Origin of the sequence: Streptomyces sp. WMMB 322, from assembly GCF_900090145.1 — a bacterium.
Classification (GTDB): domain Bacteria; phylum Actinomycetota; class Actinomycetes; order Streptomycetales; family Streptomycetaceae; genus Streptomyces.
This window is the reverse complement of sequence record NZ_FMHI01000005.1, coordinates 25,152-47,812: the sequence shown is the minus strand read 5'-3', so window position 1 is coordinate 47,812 and position 22,661 is coordinate 25,152. Positions and strand designations below refer to the sequence as shown.

Annotated in this window: 18 protein-coding genes; 13 read left to right on the top strand and 5 right to left on the bottom strand. The window is 71.3% G+C overall.

The window, feature by feature from the left end:
• Window positions 1-249: 249 nt before the first annotated feature.
• Complete coding sequence (gene mgrA, locus H180DRAFT_RS10085; RefSeq protein WP_055485692.1) at window positions 250-1,302, bottom strand: L-glyceraldehyde 3-phosphate reductase; 1,053 nt, start codon at window positions 1,300-1,302, stop codon at window positions 250-252.
• Window positions 1,303-1,385: 83 nt separating this feature from the next.
• Here mgrA and H180DRAFT_RS10080 point away from each other — a divergent pair, with 83 nt between their 5' ends.
• The 4 genes from H180DRAFT_RS10080 (at window position 1,386) to H180DRAFT_RS10060 (ending at window position 6,794) form a co-directional block, all read left to right on the top strand.
• Complete coding sequence (locus tag H180DRAFT_RS10080) at window positions 1,386-2,186, top strand: isoprenyl transferase (RefSeq protein ID WP_302622437.1); 801 nt, start codon at window positions 1,386-1,388, stop codon at window positions 2,184-2,186.
• A 371-nt stretch (window positions 2,187-2,557) separates the two neighbouring features.
• Complete coding sequence (locus H180DRAFT_RS10075; RefSeq protein ID WP_055485691.1) at window positions 2,558-3,880, top strand: PhoH family protein; 1,323 nt, start codon at window positions 2,558-2,560, stop codon at window positions 3,878-3,880.
• A 478-nt stretch (window positions 3,881-4,358) separates the two neighbouring features.
• On the top strand, window positions 4,359-5,039 hold the full coding sequence (locus H180DRAFT_RS10070) for an aggregation-promoting factor C-terminal-like domain-containing protein (RefSeq protein ID WP_055485690.1): 681 nt from the start codon (window positions 4,359-4,361) through the stop codon (window positions 5,037-5,039).
• 204 nt (window positions 5,040-5,243) lie between these two features.
• On the top strand, window positions 5,244-6,794 hold the full coding sequence (locus H180DRAFT_RS10060) for an AI-2E family transporter (RefSeq protein WP_079099995.1): 1,551 nt from the start codon (window positions 5,244-5,246) through the stop codon (window positions 6,792-6,794).
• 240 nt (window positions 6,795-7,034) lie between these two features.
• On the opposite strand, the gene H180DRAFT_RS10055 is transcribed toward H180DRAFT_RS10060, so the two are convergent.
• Complete coding sequence (locus tag H180DRAFT_RS10055; protein ID WP_254665982.1) at window positions 7,035-8,765, bottom strand: alpha/beta hydrolase; 1,731 nt, start codon at window positions 8,763-8,765, stop codon at window positions 7,035-7,037.
• A gap of 523 nt (window positions 8,766-9,288) precedes the next feature.
• Here H180DRAFT_RS10055 and H180DRAFT_RS10050 point away from each other — a divergent pair.
• The 8 genes from H180DRAFT_RS10050 to H180DRAFT_RS10015 all read left to right on the top strand — a co-directional run bounded on the left by H180DRAFT_RS10050 (window position 9,289) and on the right by H180DRAFT_RS10015 (window position 17,591).
• Complete coding sequence (locus tag H180DRAFT_RS10050) at window positions 9,289-10,188, top strand: helix-turn-helix domain-containing protein (RefSeq protein WP_055485689.1); 900 nt, start codon at window positions 9,289-9,291, stop codon at window positions 10,186-10,188.
• Window positions 10,185-10,571, top strand: a complete 387-nt coding sequence (locus H180DRAFT_RS10045) for a DUF397 domain-containing protein (protein ID WP_079099993.1) — start codon at window positions 10,185-10,187, stop codon at window positions 10,569-10,571. The genes H180DRAFT_RS10050 and H180DRAFT_RS10045 overlap by 4 nt, the downstream gene beginning before the upstream one ends.
• A 141-nt stretch (window positions 10,572-10,712) precedes the next feature.
• Entirely contained in the window at window positions 10,713-12,164 is a 1,452-nt protein-coding gene (locus H180DRAFT_RS10040; protein ID WP_055485688.1) for a catalase, read from the top strand.
• A 211-nt stretch (window positions 12,165-12,375) separates the two neighbouring features.
• On the top strand, window positions 12,376-12,903 hold the full coding sequence (locus H180DRAFT_RS10035) for a PadR family transcriptional regulator (protein WP_055485687.1): 528 nt from the start codon (window positions 12,376-12,378) through the stop codon (window positions 12,901-12,903).
• Window positions 12,900-13,667: an ABC transporter ATP-binding protein gene (locus tag H180DRAFT_RS10030; protein WP_079099992.1), complete on the top strand. Its 768-nt coding sequence runs from the start codon at window positions 12,900-12,902 to the stop codon at window positions 13,665-13,667. Before H180DRAFT_RS10035 ends, H180DRAFT_RS10030 begins: the two co-directional genes overlap by 4 nt.
• Window positions 13,668-13,894: 227 nt before the next feature.
• Entirely contained in the window at window positions 13,895-16,138 is a 2,244-nt protein-coding gene (locus tag H180DRAFT_RS10025; RefSeq protein ID WP_254665956.1) for an FtsX-like permease family protein, read from the top strand.
• Window positions 16,139-16,308: 170 nt separating this feature from the next.
• The gene (locus tag H180DRAFT_RS10020; protein WP_055485686.1) at window positions 16,309-17,283 is read left to right on the top strand and encodes an SPFH domain-containing protein; all 975 of its coding nucleotides are present in this window, start codon (window positions 16,309-16,311) and stop codon (window positions 17,281-17,283) included.
• 128 nt (window positions 17,284-17,411) lie between these two features.
• Window positions 17,412-17,591, top strand: a complete 180-nt coding sequence (locus H180DRAFT_RS10015; protein ID WP_107097624.1) for a type II toxin-antitoxin system antitoxin — start codon at window positions 17,412-17,414, stop codon at window positions 17,589-17,591.
• Window positions 17,592-17,681: 90 nt separating this feature from the next.
• Here the strand turns inward: H180DRAFT_RS10015 and H180DRAFT_RS10010 are convergent, their stop codons facing one another.
• Window positions 17,682-17,909 carry an ANTAR domain-containing protein gene (locus tag H180DRAFT_RS10010; protein ID WP_302622436.1) on the bottom strand — a complete coding sequence of 76 codons (228 nt, stop codon included), beginning with the start codon at window positions 17,907-17,909 and terminating at the stop codon, window positions 17,682-17,684.
• Between the two features lie 671 nt (window positions 17,910-18,580).
• Here H180DRAFT_RS10010 and H180DRAFT_RS10005 point away from each other — a divergent pair.
• Window positions 18,581-19,123 (top strand): alkylhydroperoxidase, AhpD family, encoded by a 543-nt coding sequence (locus H180DRAFT_RS10005; RefSeq protein ID WP_055485684.1) that lies wholly within the window; start codon window positions 18,581-18,583, stop codon window positions 19,121-19,123.
• A gap of 105 nt (window positions 19,124-19,228) precedes the next feature.
• Here H180DRAFT_RS10005 and H180DRAFT_RS10000 read toward each other — a convergent pair whose 3' ends face one another.
• Window positions 19,229-21,655 (bottom strand): SpoIIE family protein phosphatase, encoded by a 2,427-nt coding sequence (locus tag H180DRAFT_RS10000; RefSeq protein WP_074466717.1) that lies wholly within the window; start codon window positions 21,653-21,655, stop codon window positions 19,229-19,231.
• A 50-nt stretch (window positions 21,656-21,705) separates the two neighbouring features.
• Window positions 21,706-22,335: a class I SAM-dependent DNA methyltransferase gene (locus H180DRAFT_RS09995; protein WP_055485942.1), complete on the bottom strand. Its 630-nt coding sequence runs from the start codon at window positions 22,333-22,335 to the stop codon at window positions 21,706-21,708.
• Window positions 22,336-22,661 lie beyond the last annotated feature (326 nt).

Here is a 22,661-nt window from a genome sequence, read left to right as displayed (position 1 = left end):
GCAGGCCTCGACAGGCCCGCCCCGGCCACGGAATGTCCTGCGGGCCAGGCGGTTCGTACCCGGCCGGGCCCGCGGCAGGCGCTAGGGTGGGAACCCCCCCTCGGGCCGGTCCGTATCCCCCCACGGACCGGCCCGCTTTACGTTCCCGGCCCCTACGTCCCGGGCCCGCTCTCCGCCCCGTGCCCCACCGCCCCACCGCCCGGCGGGCGGTGCCCGGGCGCCGGGCGGGCGAGGGGCCGGCGGGCCCCGTCAGCTCTCGCTGCTCCGGGCCCAGATGTTGGTGCCGGGCTCGGAGACGGCGTACGAGTCGATCTCCCGCAGCTCCTCTTCGGTGAGCTCCGGTCCTTCCAGCGCCGCCACGTTCGCCTCCAGCTGCCGCACGCTGCTGGCGCCGATGAGGGCCGACGTCATGCGCGGATCGCGAAGCACCCACCGCAGAGCCAGCTGGGCGAGGGACTGGCCGCGCTGCGCGGCGATGTCGTTCAGTCCGCGCAGCCGCCGCTGTACGTCCTCCGTCAGCAGGCCCGGGTCCAGGGAGGTGCCCTTCGAGGCGCGTGAGCCCTCCGGGACGCCCTGGAGGTACTTGTCGGTGAGCAGGCCCTGCGCGAGCGGCGCGAAGGAGATGCAGCCCATGCCCTCGGACTCCAGGGTGCCGAGCAGCCCGTCCTCCTCCGTCCACCGGTTGAGCATCGAGTACGAGGGCTGGTGGATCAGCGGACGCACGCCCATCTCCCGCAGCAGCGCCGCGGCTTCGCGCGTGCGCCGGGAGTTGTAGGAGGAGATGCCGGCGTAGAGGGCCTTCCCCTGACGCACGGCGGTGGCGAGCGCCCCCATCGTCTCCTCCAGCGGCGTCTCCGGGTCGAAGCGGTGGGAGTAGAAGATGTCGACGTAGTCCAGGCCCATGCGTCCCAGGGAGGCGTCCAGCGACGAGAGCAGATACTTGCGTGAACCCCAGTCGCCGTAGGGGCCGGGGTGCATCGGATAGCCCGCCTTGGTCGATATGACGAGCTCGTCCCGGTACGGCCGGAAGTCCTGCTCCATCAGCTTGCCGAAGTTCAGCTCCGCGGAGCCGGGCGGCGGACCGTAGTTGTTGGCGAGGTCGAAGTGGGTCACGCCGAGGTCGAAGGCACGGCGCAGGATCGCGCGCTGCGTCTCCAGTGGACGGTCGTCGCCGAAGTTGTGCCACAGGCCCAGCGAGACGGCCGGGAGCTTCAGGCCGGAGCGGCCGGTACGCCGGTACTCCATGGAGTCGTAGCGGGAGTCGTCGGCGCGGTGCGGGTGCAGGGAGGAGTCGTCCGTCATGGCCCCTTCCTATCAGCAGGGCGGAATGCCGACGGCGGGAGCGGCCCGGCTTCATCCCGGGGCTTCACCCGCAGTAAGGTTCAGTGGTCCCGGACTCGCCGAAGGAGGGGCTGGTCATTTACAACAAGCTTCGCAACCTGGTGTACAGGCTCTACGCCCGCCGGGTGGAGTACCGCCTCGACACCGACCAGGTGCCCAAGCACATCGGCGTGATCCTGGACGGCAACCGGCGCTGGGCACGGGCCTCGGGCGGAACGACGGAGCAGGGCCATCAGGCGGGCGCGGAGAAGATCCGCGAACTGCTCGGATGGTGCGAGGAGACGGACGTCAAGGTCGTCACGCTCTGGCTGCTCTCCACGGACAATCTCAACCGTGCGGAGAACGAGCTCCTGCCGCTGCTCGGCATCATCGAGGACACCGTGCGGGACCTGGCCGCCGACGGCCGCTGGCGCGTCCACCACGTCGGCCAGCTGGACCTGCTGCCCGACCGTACGCAGCAGGTGCTGAAGAAGGCCGAGGAGAAGGCCGGCGACGTCGACGGTGTGCTGGTGAACGTGGCCGTCGGCTACGGAGGCCGCCAGGAGATCACCGACGCCGTCCGCTCGCTGCTCTCGGACCGTGCCGCCGGCGGGACGAGCCTGGGGGAGCTGGCGGAGACGCTGACCGTCGAGGACATCTCCGAGCACCTCTACACCCGTGGCCAGCCCGACCCGGACCTGGTCATCCGCACCAGCGGCGAGCAGCGGCTGTCGGGCTTCATGCTGTGGCAGAGCGCCCACTCGGAGTACTACTTCTGCGAAGTTTTCTGGCCGGCCTTCCGCAAGGTCGACTTCCTGCGTGCCCTGCGTGATTACGCGGCCCGGCACCGGCGCTACGGCAACTGACACGAGCCCCTCGGAGCCCCGGTGCGCGGCAGCTCCGAGAGGCGCGTCGCCCGGGGTGCGAGCGCGTTTCCGCCGGTGAGCGGGGCGGGTGTCCCCGGCACGGGTGCCAGGGATCACCCTGGCGGGGCGCTCAGCCTGCGCCGTTGCATGCTTGCGCTCGCCCAGGGGAATATCCTCTCATGGCTGGGTGCCCTCCACAGGCCCCCGCCGCCGGGAGGCCCGATTGCAGACCACGGACCGTCGCAGGACTTCTGCGGCGACTGGGATGTCGCGGAGGGCCGGTGCACGGCCCGCTCCGCGCGGGTCCGGACCGGTCTCTTCCCTTGCGACGCCGTCGCACCCCGACCTCTTCCGAGGGGGTTCGTCCACCCGTGGTGACAAGCAAGAAGCGCAACGAAGCCGACCGGCGCACGTATGTCATCGACACCAGCGTGCTGCTCGCAGACCCGATGGCGATGGACCGTTTCGAGGAGCACGAGATCGTGCTGCCCGTCGTCGTCGTGACCGAGTTGGAGGCAAAGCGGCATCACCCGGAGCTCGGCTACTTCGCCCGGCAGGCGCTGAGGAGGCTGGATGAATACCGCGTCAAGTACGGCCGTCTGGACGCCCCCCTCCCGATCGGCGACGTGGGCGGCTCGCTCCGCGTCGAGCTGAACCATTCGGACCCGGGGGTCCTGCCCGCCGGTTTCCGGCTGGAGGACAACGACTCCCGGATCCTCGCCGTGGCGAGGAACCTCCAGGCAGAGGGGTTCGACGTCACCGTCGTCTCCAAGGATCTGCCGCTGCGCATCAAGGCCTCGTCCGTCGGACTCCACGCGGAGGAGTACCGCGCGGAGCTGGCGATCACGGAGTCCGGCTGGACCGGCATGTCCGAGCTGACGCTGCCGGGGGAGGAGATCGACGAACTCTTCGCCGCCGAGAGCGTCTTCGTGGCGGAGGCCGCCGAACTCCCCGTCCACACGGGCCTGGTGCTCCACTCGGAGAAGGGGAAGGCGCTGGGGCGGGTCACGCCGCAGGGCCGTATCAAGCTTGTCCGGGGTGACCGCGAGGCGTTCGGCATCAAGGGCCGCAGCGCCGAGCAGCGCATCGCACTGGACATGCTCCTGGACCCCGAGGTCGGCATCATCTCGATGGGTGGCCGCGCCGGTACGGGCAAGAGCGCGCTCGCGCTCTGCGCCGGGCTGGAGGCGGTGCTGGAGCGCCGTCAGCACCGGAAGGTGATGGTCTTCCGTCCGCTGTACGCGGTCGGTGGCCAGGACCTGGGCTATCTGCCGGGCACCGAGGCCGAGAAGATGAACCCGTGGGCGCAGGCCGTCTTCGACACGCTCTCGGCGGTCACCAGCCGGGAGGTGATCGAGGAGGTCGTGGAGCGCGGCATGCTGGAGGTGCTGCCGCTGACGCACATCCGCGGCCGGTCGCTGCACGACGCGTTCGTGATCGTCGACGAGGCGCAGTCGCTGGAGCGGAACGTGCTCCTGACCGTCCTCTCGCGGATCGGCGCCGGTTCGCGGGTCGTTCTCACCCATGACGTCGCACAGCGGGACAATCTGCGCGTCGGCCGGTACGACGGAGTCGTCGCCGTGGTGGAGAAGTTGAAGGGCCACCCGCTCTTCTCGCACATCACGCTCAGCAGGTCCGAAAGGTCCCCGATCGCTGCGCTTGTGACCGAGATGCTCGAAGAGGCGCACATCTGAGAGGAGTTCCCCGGTTTGCCGGATGCCGGACGCCGGCCGTCCTCAAGGGCGGTCGGCGTCCGCGCTGTTCAGCGGCCTTTCCCTCATCATTCCCTCGTTCGGGGGGCGATGAAGCCGAGGCAGGCTAGCCCCCGGAACGGCCGCGCGCGCGTGTTTCCGGGCAATGTGACAGGCAAACCAGGTGTGACCTATCCCACTCAATGTGGAATTGCCTCAGCCCACTCGCGTCCGGCAGGGTGTGGTTCCTGTCAGGCCCCGCATACGGCACACCGGCACCAGTGATGGTGCTGCACCACAAAGCGGTACAGAACTGAAAAGCAGTCACGCCGTATGCCGCCCGAAGTACCACGCGGCCCTCCCCGCCCAAGGAGGGTCCACGGGCCCGTATCTCCAGTGACCACGTTCCGCGGAGGTCAGTGTCAGGGGCACGATCGGCGCCCGCGCGGTCACTCGAGCGGGCACGTTGGAAGGAAACCGTGTGACTCGGATCTCCGTCCGGGGATTCGCAGTGGCGTCCGCCACCGCGGTCACCACCGTCGGCGCTGTCGTCGGTGTGGCCTCCGGAAGTCAGCAGGGTCAGACGACGAACGATGTCGAGGCCACCGCTGCTGACTCGACGCTCCTCGAAGACATACCGGCGGGTCAGCAGGCCCGGGTACAGACCGCTTCCCTGACACAGCAGGCGGACACCGCGCACGCCGAGGCGCGGAAGGCCGCCGAGGAAGCAGCGCGCAAGCAGGCAGCCGAGGACGCAGCAGCCAAGAAGGCGGCAGCGGAGAAGGCAGCCAAGGAGCGTGAGGCGAAGGCCGCCGCGAGCCGTTCGGCCGCCCGCGCCGACGCAGGCGACTTCCCCGCTCAGGCCTCGTACTCGATCAGCGAAGTCAAGTCGATGGCGCAGAAGATCGTCGGCAGCGGCGACTTCCAGTGCTTCTCGAACATCGTCGAGCGCGAGTCCGGCTGGAACTACCGTGCCAGCAACGCCTCTTCGGGTGCCTACGGGCTGGTCCAGGCGCTGCCGGGCTCGAAGATGGCCTCGGCCGGAGCCGACTGGCAGACGAACCCCGCCACCCAGATCAAGTGGGGCCTGAACTACATGAACGACCGGTACGGCAGCCCCTGCGGAGCCTGGGACTTCTGGCAGGCCAACAACTGGTACTGACCGGAACGGCCGTTGCGGCCCGGCGCTGAGCCGTACAACTTCACAAGCTTCGCCGCTCACCCCCGTCCCGGGCCCGGGACGGGGGTGAGCGCTTGCCGTGACCGGGTGGTGAACATCATCGGGCTCCCGTCCCGGAAGCAACCTTCACGCCGGTAACGTCGTCACTCAACGGCAGCGGGTCATTCCCGGGGGCGGAGGAAACGGATGACGAGCAGGGCGGACAGGCTCCGGGACAGCGTGGCGCGCATTGCGTCACGCATCGCCGAACGGCGCGAGGAGCAGCTGGCGAAGGAACGGGCCCGGACCAGGCCCGTGGGCGGGCCGGACCCGAGGCCGGAGAGCCCCTCTGCACCGGCGCCGGCGGTACCGCCCGCCACACCCCCGGAACGTCCGGCGGACACGGGGGGCAGCAGACCCGCGCCTGCGATGGCGGTGCCCTGGGGCATGCGCGTCGCGGCCGAGGCGGGCTGGCGGCTGCTGGTTCTCGCGGGTGTCGTGTGGGTGCTGATACAGGTGATCAGCTCGATCAGCCTGCTCGTGCTCTCGTTCTCCGCCGGGCTGCTCGTGACCGCGCTGCTCCAGCCGACGGTCGCCCGGCTCAAGCGGCACGGCGTCGCGCGCGGGTTCGCCACCGCGATCACCTTCATCACCGGCTTCGTCGTGATGGGCCTCGTCGGCTGGTTCGTGGTCTGGCAGGTCACTGAGAACCTGCCCACGCTCACCGAACGGGTGCAGGACGCCATCGAGGAGGGGAAGCGCTGGGCGATCCAGGGCCCGTTCCACGTGTCCGAGGACCAGGTGAACAACGTCGCCGAGAACCTGAGCCAGTGGCTGGGGGACAACAGCCAGGAGGTGACCTCCGCCGGGCTCACCGGCGTTACCGTCCTGCTGGAGTTCCTCTCCGGCGCGGTGCTGACGATGTTCATCACTCTCTTCCTGCTCTACGACGGGCGAGGCATCTGGGGGTGGTTCCTCAAGCTGGTGCCGCGCGGAGCACGTGAGGGGGTCGCGGGCGCCGGTCCGCAGGCCTGGGTCACGCTGACCGGATACGTACGCGGGACCGTGATCGTCGCTCTCATCGACGCGATCTTCATCGGGGTCGGCATCTACATCCTCGAGGTGCCGCTGGCGGTGCCGCTCGCCGTCCTGATCTTCATCTTCGCGTTCGTGCCGATCGTCGGTGCCGTCGTCTCGGGGGCGTTGGCGGTACTGGTCGCGTTGGTCACCAACGGACCCCTCACGGGTCTGCTCGTGCTCGGCGTTGTGCTCCTCGTGCAGCAGATCGAGAGCCACATCCTTCAGCCCTTCATCCTCGGCCGGCTGGTGCGGGTGCATCCGCTGGCGGTGGTGCTCGCGGTCACCGGCGGCAGCCTCATCGCGGGAATCCCCGGGGCGGTCGTCGCCGTGCCTCTCGTCGCGGTGCTCAACACGGCGACCAGCTATCTGCGGGCCTACTCCGAGGCCCGGGCCGCGGGCACGCCGCTTCCGGCTGCGGGCGGACCGCCGGGGCCGGGCGTCGCGGCCGGTGCCGGGCCGGGCGACGGCGGCGGTGCAGCAGGCGGCGGCGCCGGCGCCGGAACGGAGAAACCGGGCACCGGCAGGACCGGAAAAGGCAAGGCCGGCGGGGCGGGGCGCGATACGGGTGCCGCGACGGAACCGGGCGCACCTCCGACGGAGTCCGCGGACGGGCCGCCGCCGGCGGAGTCCGGCCCGGGCGACGGGGAGCCGGACGGTCCCGGCCGGCCGCAGAAGTAGACGGTGCCCCGGGCCGCGGATGCAGCCCCGGGCACCCCGGCGGTGGCGCCGGGCTTCCCGCGTACCGCTGAACTGCCGCCGTGCGGGCGGCCGTCGGGGTGCGGCGGGAGGTCCGGCCGGGTCCTTCCGGTCCGTACGGATGCCGCGGACGGGCCGCCCGGCCCCGGCTTGTCCCTCCGCGCCGCCGGCCCCTTGCCGGGGCTGCCGCCCAGCAGGCATGTCCCTCCGTGCCGTGCCGGTTCAGTACGGCGCCTTCCGCCGCTCCATGTACCGCTTCAGCCGCTGGTGGTCCGCGGCCTCCCAGTCGTCGGGCGGTGCGACGGCGGTCCACGCCTCGACCGAGCCGGTGCCGTAGCGGTGTCCGTGCGGGGCGTCGACGTCGTACGAGACGGCCAGGTCGACCGTCGTCTGCCAGAAGGTGACGAAGGGGAACCAGCGGACCTCGTCCGTGATGTCCGGGCCCAGGGGTTCGCGCAGCCACCGCGGCCGCTCCACCGCCAGGTCCCAGGACCACCACACGATCGGGTCGGAGGCGTTCTGGAGATGGACCACCCGCGGCTTCTGCCAGGGGCCGCGAGGGCGGGCCAGGTCCTTCGCAGGCCACTGCGCGAAGCGGAAGTTCCTGCCTCCCTCGTACTGCGGCCGCCACACGGGACTGCCCGCGTCGCGGCGGGCGGTGATCTCCTTGCGGATCGGTGAGTACCCGGGTGTGCCCGCCAGTACGGCGCCGTCGACCTTCGAGAGCAGATCGCCGGGACCGTCGAAGGCCGCCTCTATGCCGTACGCCCCCAGGCTCTCGCCGAAGACGACAAGCCGGGGGCGGCCGGCTGCCGGCTCCTCCAGCCAGCGCGCCCGCACGGCCTTCACCAGCGCCCGGGTGGCCCGCCCGGCCTGCTCCTTGTCGACGACGAAGGACAGCCAACTCGGCAGGTAGGAGTACTGCATCGCGACGATTGCCGTGTCGCCGTCGTGCAGATACTCCAGCGGCTCGGCGTCGGTCGAGTTGACCCAGCCCATGCCGGTCGTGCCGGCGATCGCCAGCACTTCACGGTCGAACGCGCCCGTACGCTCCAGCTCGGCGACGGCCAACTCGGCGCCCGCCTCGTAGGCTTCGGCCTCGCCCGGGCCGCCGCCCTCGAAGGCGCGCCTGCCCACGTACACCCGTACGGGGGCCTCGGCGGGGCGGTGAGTGACTTCGCTGATCCGGCGGGGCGTTGGCGTGGAACCGGTGAAGTTGCGGCCCTGGTAGCCCAGTTCGTCCCAGGAGACCAGGGAGTGCGGGCTTCCCGAGACGAAGCGGGAACCGGACTGGACGACGCCGTCCTTGGTGCCGCGGTCGGTGCTTTCGGCCACCTCCGCCACCACGTCCACGACCCCGCGGTCGAAGACGACGTCCCGTGTGCCCACGACCACCGCCGTCGCGCTGATCAGCAGTCCCGCGACGACGGCGACCGGACGCGGCACGAAGCGGCAAAGGGCACGTATCAGCGTCCGGGTGCCCAGCCGGACCGCGCGGGCCAGGAGCAGCAGCAGGCCGCACAGGACCCCGGCCATCACGGTGATCATCATGGAGTGCCACGTCAGCGTCTCGGGCAGATCCTGGAGTGCCCTCAACTTCCGCTGCATGCGGGCGCTTTCGGAGAGGGCGAGGACGGTGAGCCCGAGGGCGCAGACGTAGTACGCCTGCCACGCGCGGGCCCGTGCCCGCCCGCTCACGAGACGCGGGATGAACCGCCGGCAGACGGACAGCAGCGCGTGCCGTGCCGCCCGGCCGAGCAGGGTGCCGATGCCGTAGCCGATCGCGGCGGTTATCCCGCCGATGACGCCCTGCAGCAGCCACGGACGCGGAACCAGCGACGGTGTCAGGGAGAGCCAGAAGAAGAGGGTGGCCAGGCATGTACCGCTCAGGTCCGGCCAGCGCCGCACGACGCGGGCCGGGTCGGTGTGCGGGCGGTACGGGTGACGGGCCACGGCGACGGCCCGGGAGACGAGGGCGAGCCACCCCCGTCGCACCAGCCGCCCCAGCCGGTGCGGCGCCCGGCGGTCCCGGGACGGGGGCGGGCCGACGGGCCCCGGCCCGCCGTGGTGCCGGCGTTCCGGGGCCTGCTCCGGGTGCTGTTCCCCGGGGTGCTGTTCCGGGCGACGAGGTCCTGGCAGACGCCCCGGCTGCGGCGCTCTCCCGCCGTCGACCTGCCCGGGCCCTGTGCGGGGGGCGGCGCCCGGCGCCTGCGCGGTGCTTCCGCCCCTGCCCCGGCCCGTCCCGGTGCCGTCGGCCGTGACCGCGGCGGGCCGGTCGGCCCGAGGTCTTTCCTCCGTTCTGTACCCCATGTCCGCCCCCACCCCATACCGGAACCTGGTCACCGTTACGGCTGACGCAGTGGGCGACGCGCGGGTTGAGTGCATATCCGTCCCGAAAACGGGTTGTCGCACCCACCACCGCTCGGTAGGGCTGGTGTGGAAGTCCGTCCCGCAGTGCAATCAGGGGGGAATCGCGATGCCCGCACGGAAGTCCGGTCACGGGCGCAGGCCGTCGGCCCGGCTCGTACTGGCGGCGGAGGCGGCACGCCTGCGGAAGCGCTCGGGAAGGTCGCTGGAGGAGCTGGCGGCGGGCACGGCCTGCGAAGCCGCGTATCTGCGGCAGCTGGAGAGCGGCGAACGGCTCGGTACGCCCGCCGTGTTCGCCGCCCTGGACGCGATGTACGGCACCGGCGGGCACCTCGTCGAGCTGTGGGAGCTGGCCCGGGACACGGTGTTCCGCGAGCGCTTCAGGCGCTTCATGGAGCTGGAGCGGCGGGCCGTCGCACGCCACGAATATGCGGCGGCGACGGTGCCGGGGCTGTTCCAGACCGAGGAGTACGCACGCGAGCAGCTCCGGACGGCGCGCCTGGGCAACGAGCAGGAGCTGGAGGAGCAGGCCGCCGCCCGCGTCGGCCGGCAGGGTCTGCTCGTCGGTGACACCGCGCCGCGCTTCGTGGCCGTTCTGGACGAGGCCGTGCTGCGGCGGCGGCTGCGCGATCCGGCGTCCTGGAGGCGGCAGTTGCAGCGTCTGCTCGATGTCTCGAGGCTGCCGCGGGTGAGCCTTCAGGTGCTGCCGTTCGCGTCCGGGCTGCAGCATCTGCTCGGCAGCTCGCTGACGGTGCTGTGGATGCCGGACGGCTCCACCGTGGCCTACACCGAGGGTGCCTGGTCGGGGGAGCTGGTCGAGGAGGGTGACGACGTGGACAGGCTCCGCCTCTCCTGCGACGTGCTGCGGGACTCCGCGCTTCCCCCGGATCGTTCCGCGGCCTTCGTCCGGCGGCTGATGGACGGCACGGAGGGAGCCGGGGGAGCGGAGGACGCGGAGGGAGCCGGGGGAGCGGAGGAAGCCGGAGGGCTGGAAGGAGAAGCACCATGACCGCACGGGCCGCCGCGGACAGTTCCGCACATACCTCCGCGGACACTTCCGCAGACACCTCCGCGGGCCGCAACGCCCTCACGGCCGCCCGGGCGGCGGCAGGGCCCTGCGTGCACGCTGCGCGCCGCGGTGCCGGTCGCGCGCGCTGGCAGGCCTCCAGTTACAGCAACGCCGAGGGTGGCAACTGCGTCGAAGTCGCCCGCGGTGGCGGCGCCGGCGGCGTCGTCCCCGTCCGGGACAGCAAGTGCCCTTGCGGGACGGTGCTGTTCTTCGAGGCCGGGGCGTGGACGGCCTTCGTCCGCACGCTCAAGGGGCGGGGCCGGCCCTGTGGGGCTCTCGTGGGCGGACAGGCGCGGCGGCCGGGAGTGCGCCGAGCGGAGTGATGCCCGGCACAAGAGTGCCCGGTGGTTTCGTCTTCTTTGACGGGGTACAGGGTTGGACTAAGTCCAAGTTCTCGCGGCCCGCAGCGCGCGGGATGCGAGGAGTCGGCGCCGAGCAGCAACCCCGTTCACGGGAGGAACCCCATGCCGGACCCCATGACCACCAACAACACCGGCATCCCGGTCGAGAGCGACGAACACTCGCTCACCGTCGGCCGGGACGGCCCGATCCTGCTCCAGGATCACTATCTGATCGAGAAGATGGCCCAGTTCAACCGCGAGCGGATCCCCGAACGGGTGGTTCACGCCAAGGGCGCCGGAGCGTACGGGGTCTTCGAAGTCACCAACGACGTGAGCCAGTTCACCAAGGCGGACCTCTTCCAGCCCGGCCGGAGCACGGAGATGCTTGCGCGCTTCTCCACGGTCGCGGGCGAGCAGGGAAGCCCGGACACCTGGCGGGACCCCCGTGGGTTCGCGCTCAAGTTCTACACAAAGCATGGCAATTACGACATGGTCGGGAACAACACCCCCGTCTTCTTCGTGCGCGACCCCAGCAAGTTCCAGGACTTCATCCGCAGCCAGAAGCGCCGCCAGGACAGCGGCCTGCGCGACCACGACATGCAGTGGGACTTCTGGACGCTCTCGCCCGAGTCGGCGCACCAGGTGACCTGGCTGATGGGCGACCGCGGCATCCCCCGCACGTACCGGCACATGAACGGCTACAGCTCGCACACCTACATGTGGGTCAACGCCGGCGGCGAGAAGTTCTGGGTGAAGTACCACTTCAAGACCGACCAGGGCATCGAGTTCCTCACCCAGGAGGAGGCGGACCGCCTCGCCGGGGACGACGCCGACGTGCACCGCCGCGACCTGTTCCGGGCCATCGCCGAGGGCGACGCACCGACCTGGACGATGTACGTGCAGGTGATGCCCTTCGCGGACGCGCCCGACTACCGGTTCAATCCCTTCGACCTGACGAAGGTGTGGCCGCACGGCGACTACCCGCTCATCGAGGTCGGGCGGATGAGGCTCGACAGGAATCCCGACGACTTCTTCGTCCACATCGAGCAGGCGGCCTTCGAGCCGGCGAACCTCGTGCCCGGCATCGGCCCCTCACCGGACAAGATGCTGCTGGGCAGGCTCTTCTCCTACCCCGACACCCACCGCTACCGGATCGGCCCCAACTACGCGCAGCTGCCGCCCAACCGGGCGCACTCGCCGGTCAACTCCTATGCCAAGGACGGCCCGATGCGGTACGAGCCGCCGCGGACCGCCCGTCCGTACGCGCCCAACTCCTACGGCGGGCCCAGCGCGGACACCGCACGCTTCGGCCACGAGGCGGGCTGGAGCGTGGAGGAGCAGGAGATGGTCCGGGGGGCGTATGCGCTGCGCCGTGACGACGACGACTGGGGTCAGGCCGGCACGCAGGTGCGGAAGGTCCTGGACGACGCGGCCCGGGAGCGGCTGGTGAACAACGTCTCCGGGCATCTGCTCGACGACGTCAGCGGGCCGGTGCTCGCACGCGCACTGCAGTACTGGCGGAACATCGACAAGGAGATCGGCGACCGCATCGCCGCGAGCGTCGGCGAAGGCTGAAACCGGCGGGAGTCCGCCCGGGCGGGCGCCGGAGCCTGCCCGGGTCCGCCGGAGCCGCCCGGGTCCGCCGGAAGCCGGCAGGGCGTCGGGGCACGGGCGTCCGGCCCGCAACTTCCCGTCGACGGCCCTGACCTGACGGGCCATCCGCAGGTCAGGGCCCTCTTAGCGGAATCTATACACGGTATGTATACCCGTGATGTATAGTCCCCGCATGTCCATCAGCCACACGCTGCTCGGGCTCCTGGAGGAGTCCGGTCCCCGCCACGGCTACGACCTCAAGCGGGCCTTCGACGAACGCTTCGGGCACGACCGCCCCCTGCACTACGGCCAGGTCTACTCGACGATGTCGCGCCTGCTGAAGAACGGCCTCGTCGAGGTCGACGGGATCGAACCGGGCGGCGGTCCCGAACGGAAGCGGTACGCCATCACCGACGCGGGCATCACCGACGTCGCCGAATGGCTCTCGCGCCCCGAAAAGCCGGAGCCGTACTTGCAGAGCACCCTCTACACCAAGGTCGTGCTCGCCCTGCTCACCGGGCGGGACGCGGGCGAGCAGCTCGACACCCAGCGCGCGGAGCATCTGCGCCTGATGCGGGAGCTCACCAGACGCAAACAGGGTGGGGATCTGGCGGACCAACTCATCTGCGACCACGCGCTCTTCCACCTCGAAGCCGACCTGCGGTGGCTGGAGCTGACGGCCGCGAGGCTCGACAAGCTCGCCACGGAGGTACGCCAATGACGTCAACAACATCGACCGCGTCGCCGGGCCACGACGGAGCCGCGGCATCCGCGACGGGCTCCGGCGCCCAGGAGGCGGGCACCGCACCGGACTTCCTGCTCAGCGCGAGCGGGCTGCACAAGACCTACGGGTCGACCGCCGCCCTCGACGGCGCCGGCTTCGCGATCCGGCCCGGTGAGATCGTGGCCGTCATGGGCCCCTCGGGGTCCGGCAAGTCCACGCTGCTGCACTGCCTCGCCGGCATCGTCCCCCCGGACGCCGGCACGGTGACGTACCGCGGGCAGGAGCTGTCCGCGATGAGCGATGCGGAGCGCAGCGCCCTGCGCCGCTCCGACTTCGGCTTCGTCTTCCAGTTCGGGCAGCTCGTGCCCGAGTTGACGTGCCTGGAGAACGCCTCGCTGCCGCTGCGTCTCGCCGGGTTCGGCCGCAAGGAGGCCGAGTCGCGCGCCGGGGCGTGGCTGGAGCGCCTGGAGGTCGAGGACGTACGGCGCAAGCGCCCCGGCGAGGTCTCCGGAGGCCAGGGTCAGCGCGTCGCCGTCGCCCGTGCGCTCGCCTCCGGCCCACGTGTGCTCTTCGCGGACGAGCCGACGGGCGCGCTCGACTCGCTCAACGGCGAGCGCGTGATGCAGCTGCTGACCGAGTCCGCTCGCGAGACCAGGGCGGCGGTCGTGCTCGTCACTCACGAGTCGCGCGTCGCCGCCTACTCGGACCGCGAGGTCGTCGTGAGGGACGGCCGCGCCCGCAGCATGGCGGGGGCACTGTGAGCGGCGCGGGCACGCGTGAGGAACAGAGCACGAACGAGCATCCCGGGGAGGCCGGACCGGCACGACCAGCCGGAGCGGCCCGTCGGACAGGAGGAACCGGCAACGCTGCGCGAAGGCGAAACAGCGGTGCCGCCGGTCCCCGGGAATGGGCTCGCGATCTCGCTCTGGGGGCCAGGTTCGCGACGAGCGGCGGGCGGCAGGGGTGGCTGCGTACGCTGCTGACGGCGGTGGGAGTCGCCCTGGGGGTCACCGTGCTGCTGCTCGCGGCGGCGGTGCCGGAGATGGTCCGCAGCCAGGACACCCGTGAGGAAGCCCGCTCGGGCGCGTTCAACACGGCCCCCGCCGACGTGGAGCGCAGCGAGTACTCGGTCCTCGGCAAGGACGCCAACAACCGCTGGGACGGCCGCCAGTTGTACGGGCGGCTGCTCCAGGCCGAGGGGTCCAGCCCTGCCACTCCCCCCGGGCTGGACCGCATACCGGCCCCCGGTGAACTGGTGGTCTCGCCCGCGCTGAAGAAGCTTCTCGCCTCTCCGGGCGCCGCGGAGCTGCGCGAGAGGCTGGACGGAAAGATCACCGGCACCATCGGTGACGAAGGTCTGCTGGGCCCGTCCGAACTCGCCTTCTACAAGGGCGCGGACGACCTGTCGGTCTCCCAGGGAGCCAAGAGGGTCACCCGGTTCGGCAGCCCGGCGGACGAGGAGCCGATGGATCCGGTGCTGGTCCTCCTCGTGGTGGTGGCGTGCGCGGTGCTGATAATGCCGGTCGCCATCTTCATCGCCACGGCGGTGCGCTTCGGCGGAGAGCAGCGCGACGTCAGACTCGCGGCCCTGAGGCTCGTGGGCGCGGACATCGCCACCGCGCGCAGGATGGCGGCGGGAGAGACGCTGGTCGGTGCGCTGGTCGGGCTGCTGCTCGGCGGCTGGTTCTTCCTGCTCGGGCGGGTCTTCATCGGCGACGTCCAGTTGTTCGACATCAGCGTCTTCCCTGCGGACGTCACGCCCGGTCCCGCCCTCGGGCTGCTGATCGTCGCCGGCGTCCCGGCGACCGCGGTCGCCGTGACCATCTTCGCGCTGCGCGGCGTCGCCATCGAGCCGCTGGGCCTGGTGCGCAAGAGCCAGTTGCGCAGGCGGCGCCTGCTGTGGCGGCTGCTGCCGCCGGTGGGCGGCACGGCGCTGCTGCTTCCGGTGGACCTGGCCGGCGGCGGAGGCGGCAGCTTCAGCGAGGTGCAGGTCACCGCCGGCGTCGTGCTGCTCCTCAGCGGAGTGGTGCTTCTGCTGCCGTGGCTCGTGGAGCGCATCGTGGGACGGTTGCGCGGCGGGCCGCTCGCGTGGCAGCTGGCCACCCGCCGTCTGCAGCTCAGCAGCGGCAACGCCTCCAGGGCGGTCAGCGGGATCACCGTCGCGGTGGCGGGGGCGATCGCGCTGCAGTTGCTCTTCTCCGTCGTGCAGCGGGACCAGGAGCACAACGAGCATCTTCAGCGGAACGAGTCCCGGTTGAGTATCTGGGGCCCGAGTTCCACGCTCGCCCACTCCGAGGCCCTGGCCGGGAAGCTGGCGCGTACCGAGGGCGTGACGAAGGCCCACGGCCACCTTCAGGCGTGGCAGGAGGCCAGGGGCCTGGAGAACGGTGTGGAGATCGTGATCGGAACCTGCGGGACGCTGCGCGGGGCGGCCCGCATCGGCGACTGCCGCGACGGTGACGTCTTCCTCGTGCCCCCGACGGCGGGCCAAGACACCGGCATGGTGCCGACGCCGGAGGAGACCGGCGACCGCGTCGGCCGGGGCACCGAGGTGATTCTGGACGGCGCCTCGCCCGAGGGCGCGAAGGAGAGGAACATCTGGCAGGTTCCCGACTCCGCCCGCACGGTGCGGGCCCTGCCCTCGCCGCACGGTCATGCGGAAGGGGCCGTCCTGATCACGCCGTCGGTGCTTCCCCAGAAGCGGCTGGAGAGCCCGTCGTTCAACGGCTGGGCCATGACGGAGCGGAACGGTGCGGCCCTGGAGCGGCTGCGCACCACGGTCTTCGAGGTCGACCCCTCCTACACCATCTGGGAGTCGGCCGACCAGGAGGCGGCCGCGCAGCTCGACACCCTCCGGCGGGCCGTCATGGCTGCGTCAGTTGCGGTGCTGCTGCTGATCGGCGCAAGCATGACCGTCTCCATGCTGGAGCAACTGCGCGAGCGCAAGCGGCAGTTGTCGGTCCTGGTCGCCTTCGGCACCAAGCGCTCCACGCTCGGCGCCTCGGTGCTGTGGCAGACGGCGGTGCCGGTCGTGCTGGGCGTCGGCCTTGCGGTCATCTTCGGGCTGGGCCTGGGGTGGGTGCTGCTGCGCATCGTCGGCCGGACGGATGCGGACTGGCTCGTCTTCCTGCCTTCGGCAGGCGCCGGTGTCGCTCTGATCGCGCTGGTGACGCTGGTCAGTCTGCCGTTCCTGTGGCGGATGATGCGTCCGGACGGCCTGCGCACGGAGTGAATCCGCCGGGAGGTCCGGGGAGTTGACCTGGGCCTCCGCCCCGGCACACGGTTCCGGCCAGGCCCCCATGCTGGCCGGAACCGTGTTTTCGCGCTAAAGTGATATCACTTTGCTAGACAGTGAGGGCGGCAGGGCCGCCGCTCGCCCGACACGGATACGGGGGAACCCCTATGTCAGCGCACGACCCGTCATCAGGTACACCGAAGAAGACGCTCGACGTGGAACCGCGGGATGCTCCCGACATGCCCGATCCGGAGGTCCGCGAAGTCACCGCGCACAGCATCCCCGGGGGTCTCGCCCTCCTCCTCGGCCTGATCGGCTTCCTCCTGGGCGTCGGAGGCATAGTCCTCGGCGGCGGCCTCGCCTCGGACGGCACGGTCGGAACGGGCGCGACGCTGATCGTCGTCGGCGTACTGGTGCTCATCGGCTCGGTGTTCGCGATGTGCGGTCTGAACATGGTGGCGCCGGGCGAGGCTCGCGTCGTCCAGCTCTTCGGGCGCTACACCGGAACGATCCGCACGGAGGGGCTGCGCTGGGTCAATCCGCTCACCAGCCGCCGCAAGGTCTCCACGCGTGTGCGGAACCACGAGACCGCCGTCCTGAAGGTCAACGACGCCTACGGGAACCCGATCGAGCTCGCGTCGGTGGTCGTGTGGCAGGTCAAGGACACCGCTCAGGCGACCTTCGCGGTGGACGACTTCGTCGAGTTCGTCTCCACCCAGACCGAGGCGGCCGTCCGGCACATCGCCATCGAGTACCCCTACGACGCGCACGACGAGGACGGCCTCTCACTGCGCGGCAACGCCGAGGAGATCACGGAGAAGCTCGCCGCGGAACTGACCCTGCGGGTGGAGGCGGCGGGAGTGCGGATCATCGAGTCACGCTTCACGCATCTCGCCTACGCGCCGGAGATCGCCTCGGCCATGCTCCAGCGGCAGCAGGCGGGCGCGGTGGTCGCGGCCCGGAAGACGATCGTCGAGGGCGCGTGCGGCATGGTCGAGGACGCCATCACCCGCATCGCTGCTCAGGACTTCGTCGAGCTGGACGAGGAGCGCCGGGCCTCCATGGTCAGCAACCTGCTCGTCGTGCTCTGCGGTGACCGCTCGCCCCAGCCGGTGATGAACACGGGGACCCTCTACCAGTGACCGACCCCCCTGAACGCGACGGGTCCGCGCAGCCCGCGGAGTCCGTGCCGTCACCGGACGGCACGGACGGCGGGCCCGCGGACGCTTCCCGCGAGAGCAGTGGCAGAGCTCAACGCCACCGCAAGCAGGTGCTGTTGAGGCTCGACCCGGCGATGTACGAGGCGATCGCACGCTGGGCCGCCGACGAACTGCGGTCCACCAACGCGCAGATCGACTACCTGCTGCGCAAGGCGCTCTCCGAGGCGCGGCGGCTGCCCCGCAACGCCCGGCCCCACCCGCGCAGGGGCCGTCCGCCGCGCGAGGAGTGACCGGGCCCGCCGCGCGGCTCACCGACGGCTGGGCGCACCCACCCGCACGGAACCGTGCGGGCGCCGCGCCGGCTCCGCAGCCGCCGGCCCCTACTGAAGGACCTTGCGCAGCGCACAGGTGATCGCGGCTCGCAGTGCCTCGGGCGGGGACTGGGAGTTCCGCTCCGCAACCACCAGGACATTTCCGGCCACTGTATGCAGTTCGGTGCCGGAACTCCTGGCGACCCCGCTCAGGATGCCCGCGGCCACCTGTGCCGTGCAGTTGTGTACGGCCATCAAGACGCCCTGAGCTCGGCAGATCACTTCTCGGCAGGCCATGTCATGGCCCATGCGGTCGATGTCGTCCCCAACGTGCTCTGCACAGTTCACAGTTGCCCCACTCTGTGCACAGGAGAACCGGGTGGCCGGAATGCGCACCCGATGTCGTGAAGACAATCACACAGTGTGCCTCTGTGGCCACCCTGAGGCTCACCGACTTGACTTCGGGGCCGCCATCCCACTCATAGGTGGACCGGGTTACGGGGCTTTGCCGGTGTTCGTCCTTTCACCTCGTCCTTTCACCTCGTCCTCCGGCGTCCGTCCTGCTCGATGTCCGCCGACCCGACGTCCTTTCCGCGACCTCCTTCCCGGCGACGTCCTTTCCGCGACCTCCTCCGCCTCGTCGCCCTCCACCTTGTCGTCCCGGCGTCGCCGACGGCCGCGCGACCCTGGACGAAGGGTCTCGGCCCGGTGCGCGCAGCCGGTGCTTCCGGCCCGCGGGCGTCACGGACCCCGGACCCTGGCCCCTGTGGCACGCTGAGTGGCGATCAACGTCCGCAAGCAGCGGGCAAATACGCCATTTCCCGTTCCGCATGGCCCAAGGAGTGCGCTTTGCTCACCGCAGGTGACAGGTCCCCCGAGCCCGGTCCGGCGTGCTCCTGCGGCGGGACCCGCGGCCAGGAGTCACCCGGCGACACCCGCAAACTGCCGGCAGGGGGGTGAGCGTTGCCATGGCTCTCGACGACCTGAAGTCGGCGCTCCCCGGCTACGCCGACGACCTCCGGGCCAACCTCGGCTCCGTCACGGGCCGTTCGCGGCTGAACCAGCAGCAGCTCTGGGGCACCCTCCTGGCCTGCGCCTTCGCTTCCCGCTCCGGAATCGTGCTCCGGGCGCTGGAGCCCGAGGCCAGGGAGAAGCTGAGCCCGGAGGCGTACGAGGCGGCCAAGTCGGCTGCCGCCTCCATGGAGATGAGCAACGTCTTCCACCGCACCCGGCATCTGCTCTCCGACCCGGAGTACGTCACGCTGCGTGCCGGGCTGCGGATGAACGTTCTGGGCGACCCGGGGGTGGAGAAGGCGGACTTCGAGCTGTGGTCGCTGGCGGTCTCCGCCCTGAACGCGTGCGGGCAGTGCCTCGACTCCCACGAACAGGCGCTGCGCAAGGCGGGCATGGACCGCGAGACGGTCCAGGAGGCATTCAGGGTTGCGGCCGTCGTACAGGCCGTGGGCACCACGCTGGAGGCCGAGGCGCAGATCCGGTCCCGGGACGCCTGACGCCCTGAACGGGACGACGGCCGCCCGGGGCGGAAGCGGCGCCGCGGTCCGCCCCGGCGGAGCCGCGGCGGACCGCAGCAGGTCACCGGCCGGGCCGAACCGCGGTCAGGAGACCGGCAGTTCGAACCAGACCACCTTGCCCGTCGACAGCCGGGTCGCGCCCCAACGCCGCGCGAGGCGGTTCACGAGATACAGCCCCCGGCCGCCCTCGTCCGTCGCCCGCGCCTGCCTCAGCCGCGGCAGCTGCGGCACGTCGTCGCCGACCTCGCACCGGAGCGTGTCCGTGCGCAGCAGCCGCAGCGTGATGGGGCGTTCGGCGTACCGCACGGCATTGGTGACGACCTCGCTGACCAGCAGCTCGACCGCGTCGGACAGGTCCTCAAGGCCCCACCGGGCCAGTGCTCGCCGCGCCAGCCTGCGCGCCTGGCCCGCCGTCTGCGCACGCGGGTCGAGGAACCAGTACGCGACGTCGCTCGGCGCGATCCCGTCGAACCGGGCGGCGAGCAGGGCGATGTCGTCGTCCCGGTCGCCCGGGCCGAGGATGTCCAGCACCTCGTCGCACAGCGGCTCCAGCGGGGCCGAGGCATCCGGACGTGTCAGCCTGGCCGTGGCCGTGAGCTTCTCGCGCAGGTGCTCGATGCCCGTCCATACGTCACGCTGGCGCGATTCGACCAGGCCGTCGGTGTAGAGCAGCAGCGTGGCGCCCGCCGGGGCGTCCAGCTCCACCGCTTCGAAGTCGACACCGCCGACGCCGATCGGCGCGCCCGCCGGTATGCGCAGCACCTCCGCGCGGCCGTCGCGGTGCAGCAGTACGGGCGGCGGATGCCCGGCGTTGGCGATGATGATCCGGTGCGCGACCGGGTCGTAGACCGCGTACAGGCAGGTCGCCATGCGGTCGCTGCCGAGGCGCTGCGCCTGCTCGTCGAGGTGGTGCAGAACCTCCTGCGGCGGAAGGTCGAGCCCCGCGAGCGTCTGAGCCGTCGTGCGGAGCTGACCCATGATCGCCGCGGACGTCATGGAGTGGCCCATCACGTCGCCCACGACGAGGGCGACCCTGCTGCCGGGCAGCGGGATCGCGTCGTACCAGTCGCCGCCGACCCGGGCCGTCTCGGCTGCCGGCAGATACCGGCTCGCCAGGTGGCAGCCCGTCGGCTGCGGCAGCTCGTCGGGAAGCATGGTGCGCTGGAGCTCGTCGGCGATGTACGCCTCGCGCCCGTAGAGCACGGCCTTGTCCACACCGAGCGCCGTGTGCGTGGCGAGCTGCGCCGCGATCAGCAGATCCTCCGGCTCGAAAGGGGCACGCTCCGGGCCCCGCAGGAAGACGGCGGCGCCGATGACTCTTCGCCGCCCACGCAGGGGAGCGAGGATGGCGCGCTGCCCCGCGGGCACATCGGGCCCGGAGCCGAGCAGTTCGGGAAGCGCGTCACGGGCGGCGGGCGAGTCGGCGAAGACGGGACGCACGCCCCGCAGCACCTCCGCCAGCGGACCGCCGGAGACGACCTCGGCGTACTCGGCCGCGCCGGCCGTGCCGTCCGTCACGGCGGAGCGGGAGGGGCCCGCGGTGCTGACGGGGTTGGCGGGGACTTCGCCGTCGGCCCGTGCCCTGCCGTCGGCCGCCGACACCGCGGCCACCATCGCGTGCGGGTCGTCGGGGATGCGGTCGCTGCGCCGCAGCCGCAACACCACGGGGCCCGTGGGCCGTTCGTCGCCGACGGGCAGCGGGTCCCGCAGGTAGACGAGGATCGCGTCCGAATATGCGGGCACGCTCGCACGGCACAGTCCGAGCACGGTCTCGTCGAGGTCCATGCCGCGTGCGATGCGGCGGGTCGCGGCGCCGACGAAGCGCAGCCGGTCGCCTCCCCTCCGCTCCCGCTCGGCGGCGTCGCCGTTCCCGGCCATCACGTCACGTGCGCCGGTGTCGGAGGCCGCGACCTGTGGGGCGGCGGGTGGTACGTCGGCGGCGGTCATGTCGCCGGTGGTCGGATGAGACACGGCACCGCTCTCCGCGGTAGGGGATTGGGACGGGCCCCGGGAGGACCGCTCGGATGCGGATCCCGGGCCGCCATGGGACGGTTCGGGGACGGCTCGGCCCGTGCCGCCCCTCCCGCCGGAGCCCGGTGAGGCTTCGGCGGTTTCCTGCTGTGACGTGTGCCCCGAACCGGGCCTCGGACGCGAACCGGGGCGCGCCTGCTCCACTTCCTCACCCCCGGAGCATGCAGCCCCCGGAGGCGCCGCGCCGCGGGAGCGGCGGGTCGCGCCCGCCGGGCGTGCCGTGCCCGCGAGGCCCCCGGAGTCCTCCTGCGGGTCATGCGCACCGGACCGCATCGCGGGCGCCTGGCTCGTCGCAGTGCCCGCGCCGACGGTGCGGGAGGATGTCCCGGACGGCACACCGGCGCCGGGGCTCACCCCGGTACGGGACGTGAGGGGCGCAGGCTGGGGCCCTCCCGCCGTGGGGGCGTCCACGGGTGGGAGCGGCGGCAGCGCCGTACCGGTCGCAGGCTCTTGGTGCTCCGTCACGCGTTCGGTTTCCATCCATTCGGGGCCGCGCGTCTCACGCGCACAGCGATCACTGCCTCCGCCCCCTACGGCCGCCGTCGGCACTGCAGGAAGATCTGGAGCTCGGGCGGCACATCGGTGCTGGCCGGAGCGTAGGCATAGGCGTCCTCCCCGGCGATCTCGAAACCCGCATCGCGCACGACCTCGCGCAATTCGTCCCGCAGATAGCCGGATACCCGGATCGTGTTGCCCAGGAACGGCAATGAGAAGTCATCGACATCCGCTTCCACCATCGACATGGCCATCGGTGCGCCTTCCCGCATCTGCTGGTGCAGCATGCGCAGCGTGAAGGGAATTTCGGCCCGAGGCAGCATCAGGAGGGAGAAGAAGGCGGCGACGCCGTCGAAGGGCCCGAGGTCGTACCTCTCGACCTCGTAGATGTCCATACGGCGGAAATCGCCGTCGGGCACGTTCCTCTGAGCGAGCGTCACCATGCCCTGGGAGAGATCGATGCCCGTGACCCGGTGGCCCGCCTCGACGAGCTGACGCGCTGTCGGAAGCCCCGTGCCGCAGCCCAGATCCAGCACGTGGGAGCCGGGGGGCAGTTGCTCGGCGAGCCACGCTCCGCCTGCGATCTGGCCCTCCTTGTGCGGGAAGGCCTCGTCGTAGCGGTCGCCGATCGAGTCGAACGCGGCGGCCTGCCCCAGCCGGTCCATCGTGTTCCAGTCGAAGTCCTTGTAGGCACGCGCCTCCGACTTCGGGGGTGGTTGCCCCTCGGTTTCCGATGCGGGGAGGTCCCCGTAGTTGCCGTCGGTGCTGCTCACGCTCGATCTCCTCTCTGGCGACGCGCCAAATCCCCGAGGGGGGAGGGGAGTTGTTGCAGCAGTGCGCCTACGGAGGTTGATCCTACGTTTGCGGTATGGGGGCGCAGCAAGGGGCAAAGGGAGGTCGAAGCGGGCGCGTGTCGTCCGACAGATCCGGCACATCCGTGCAAGTGCGGAACAACCCGTCCTCCACGGTGCCCGACTCCGGGTTCCGGGGG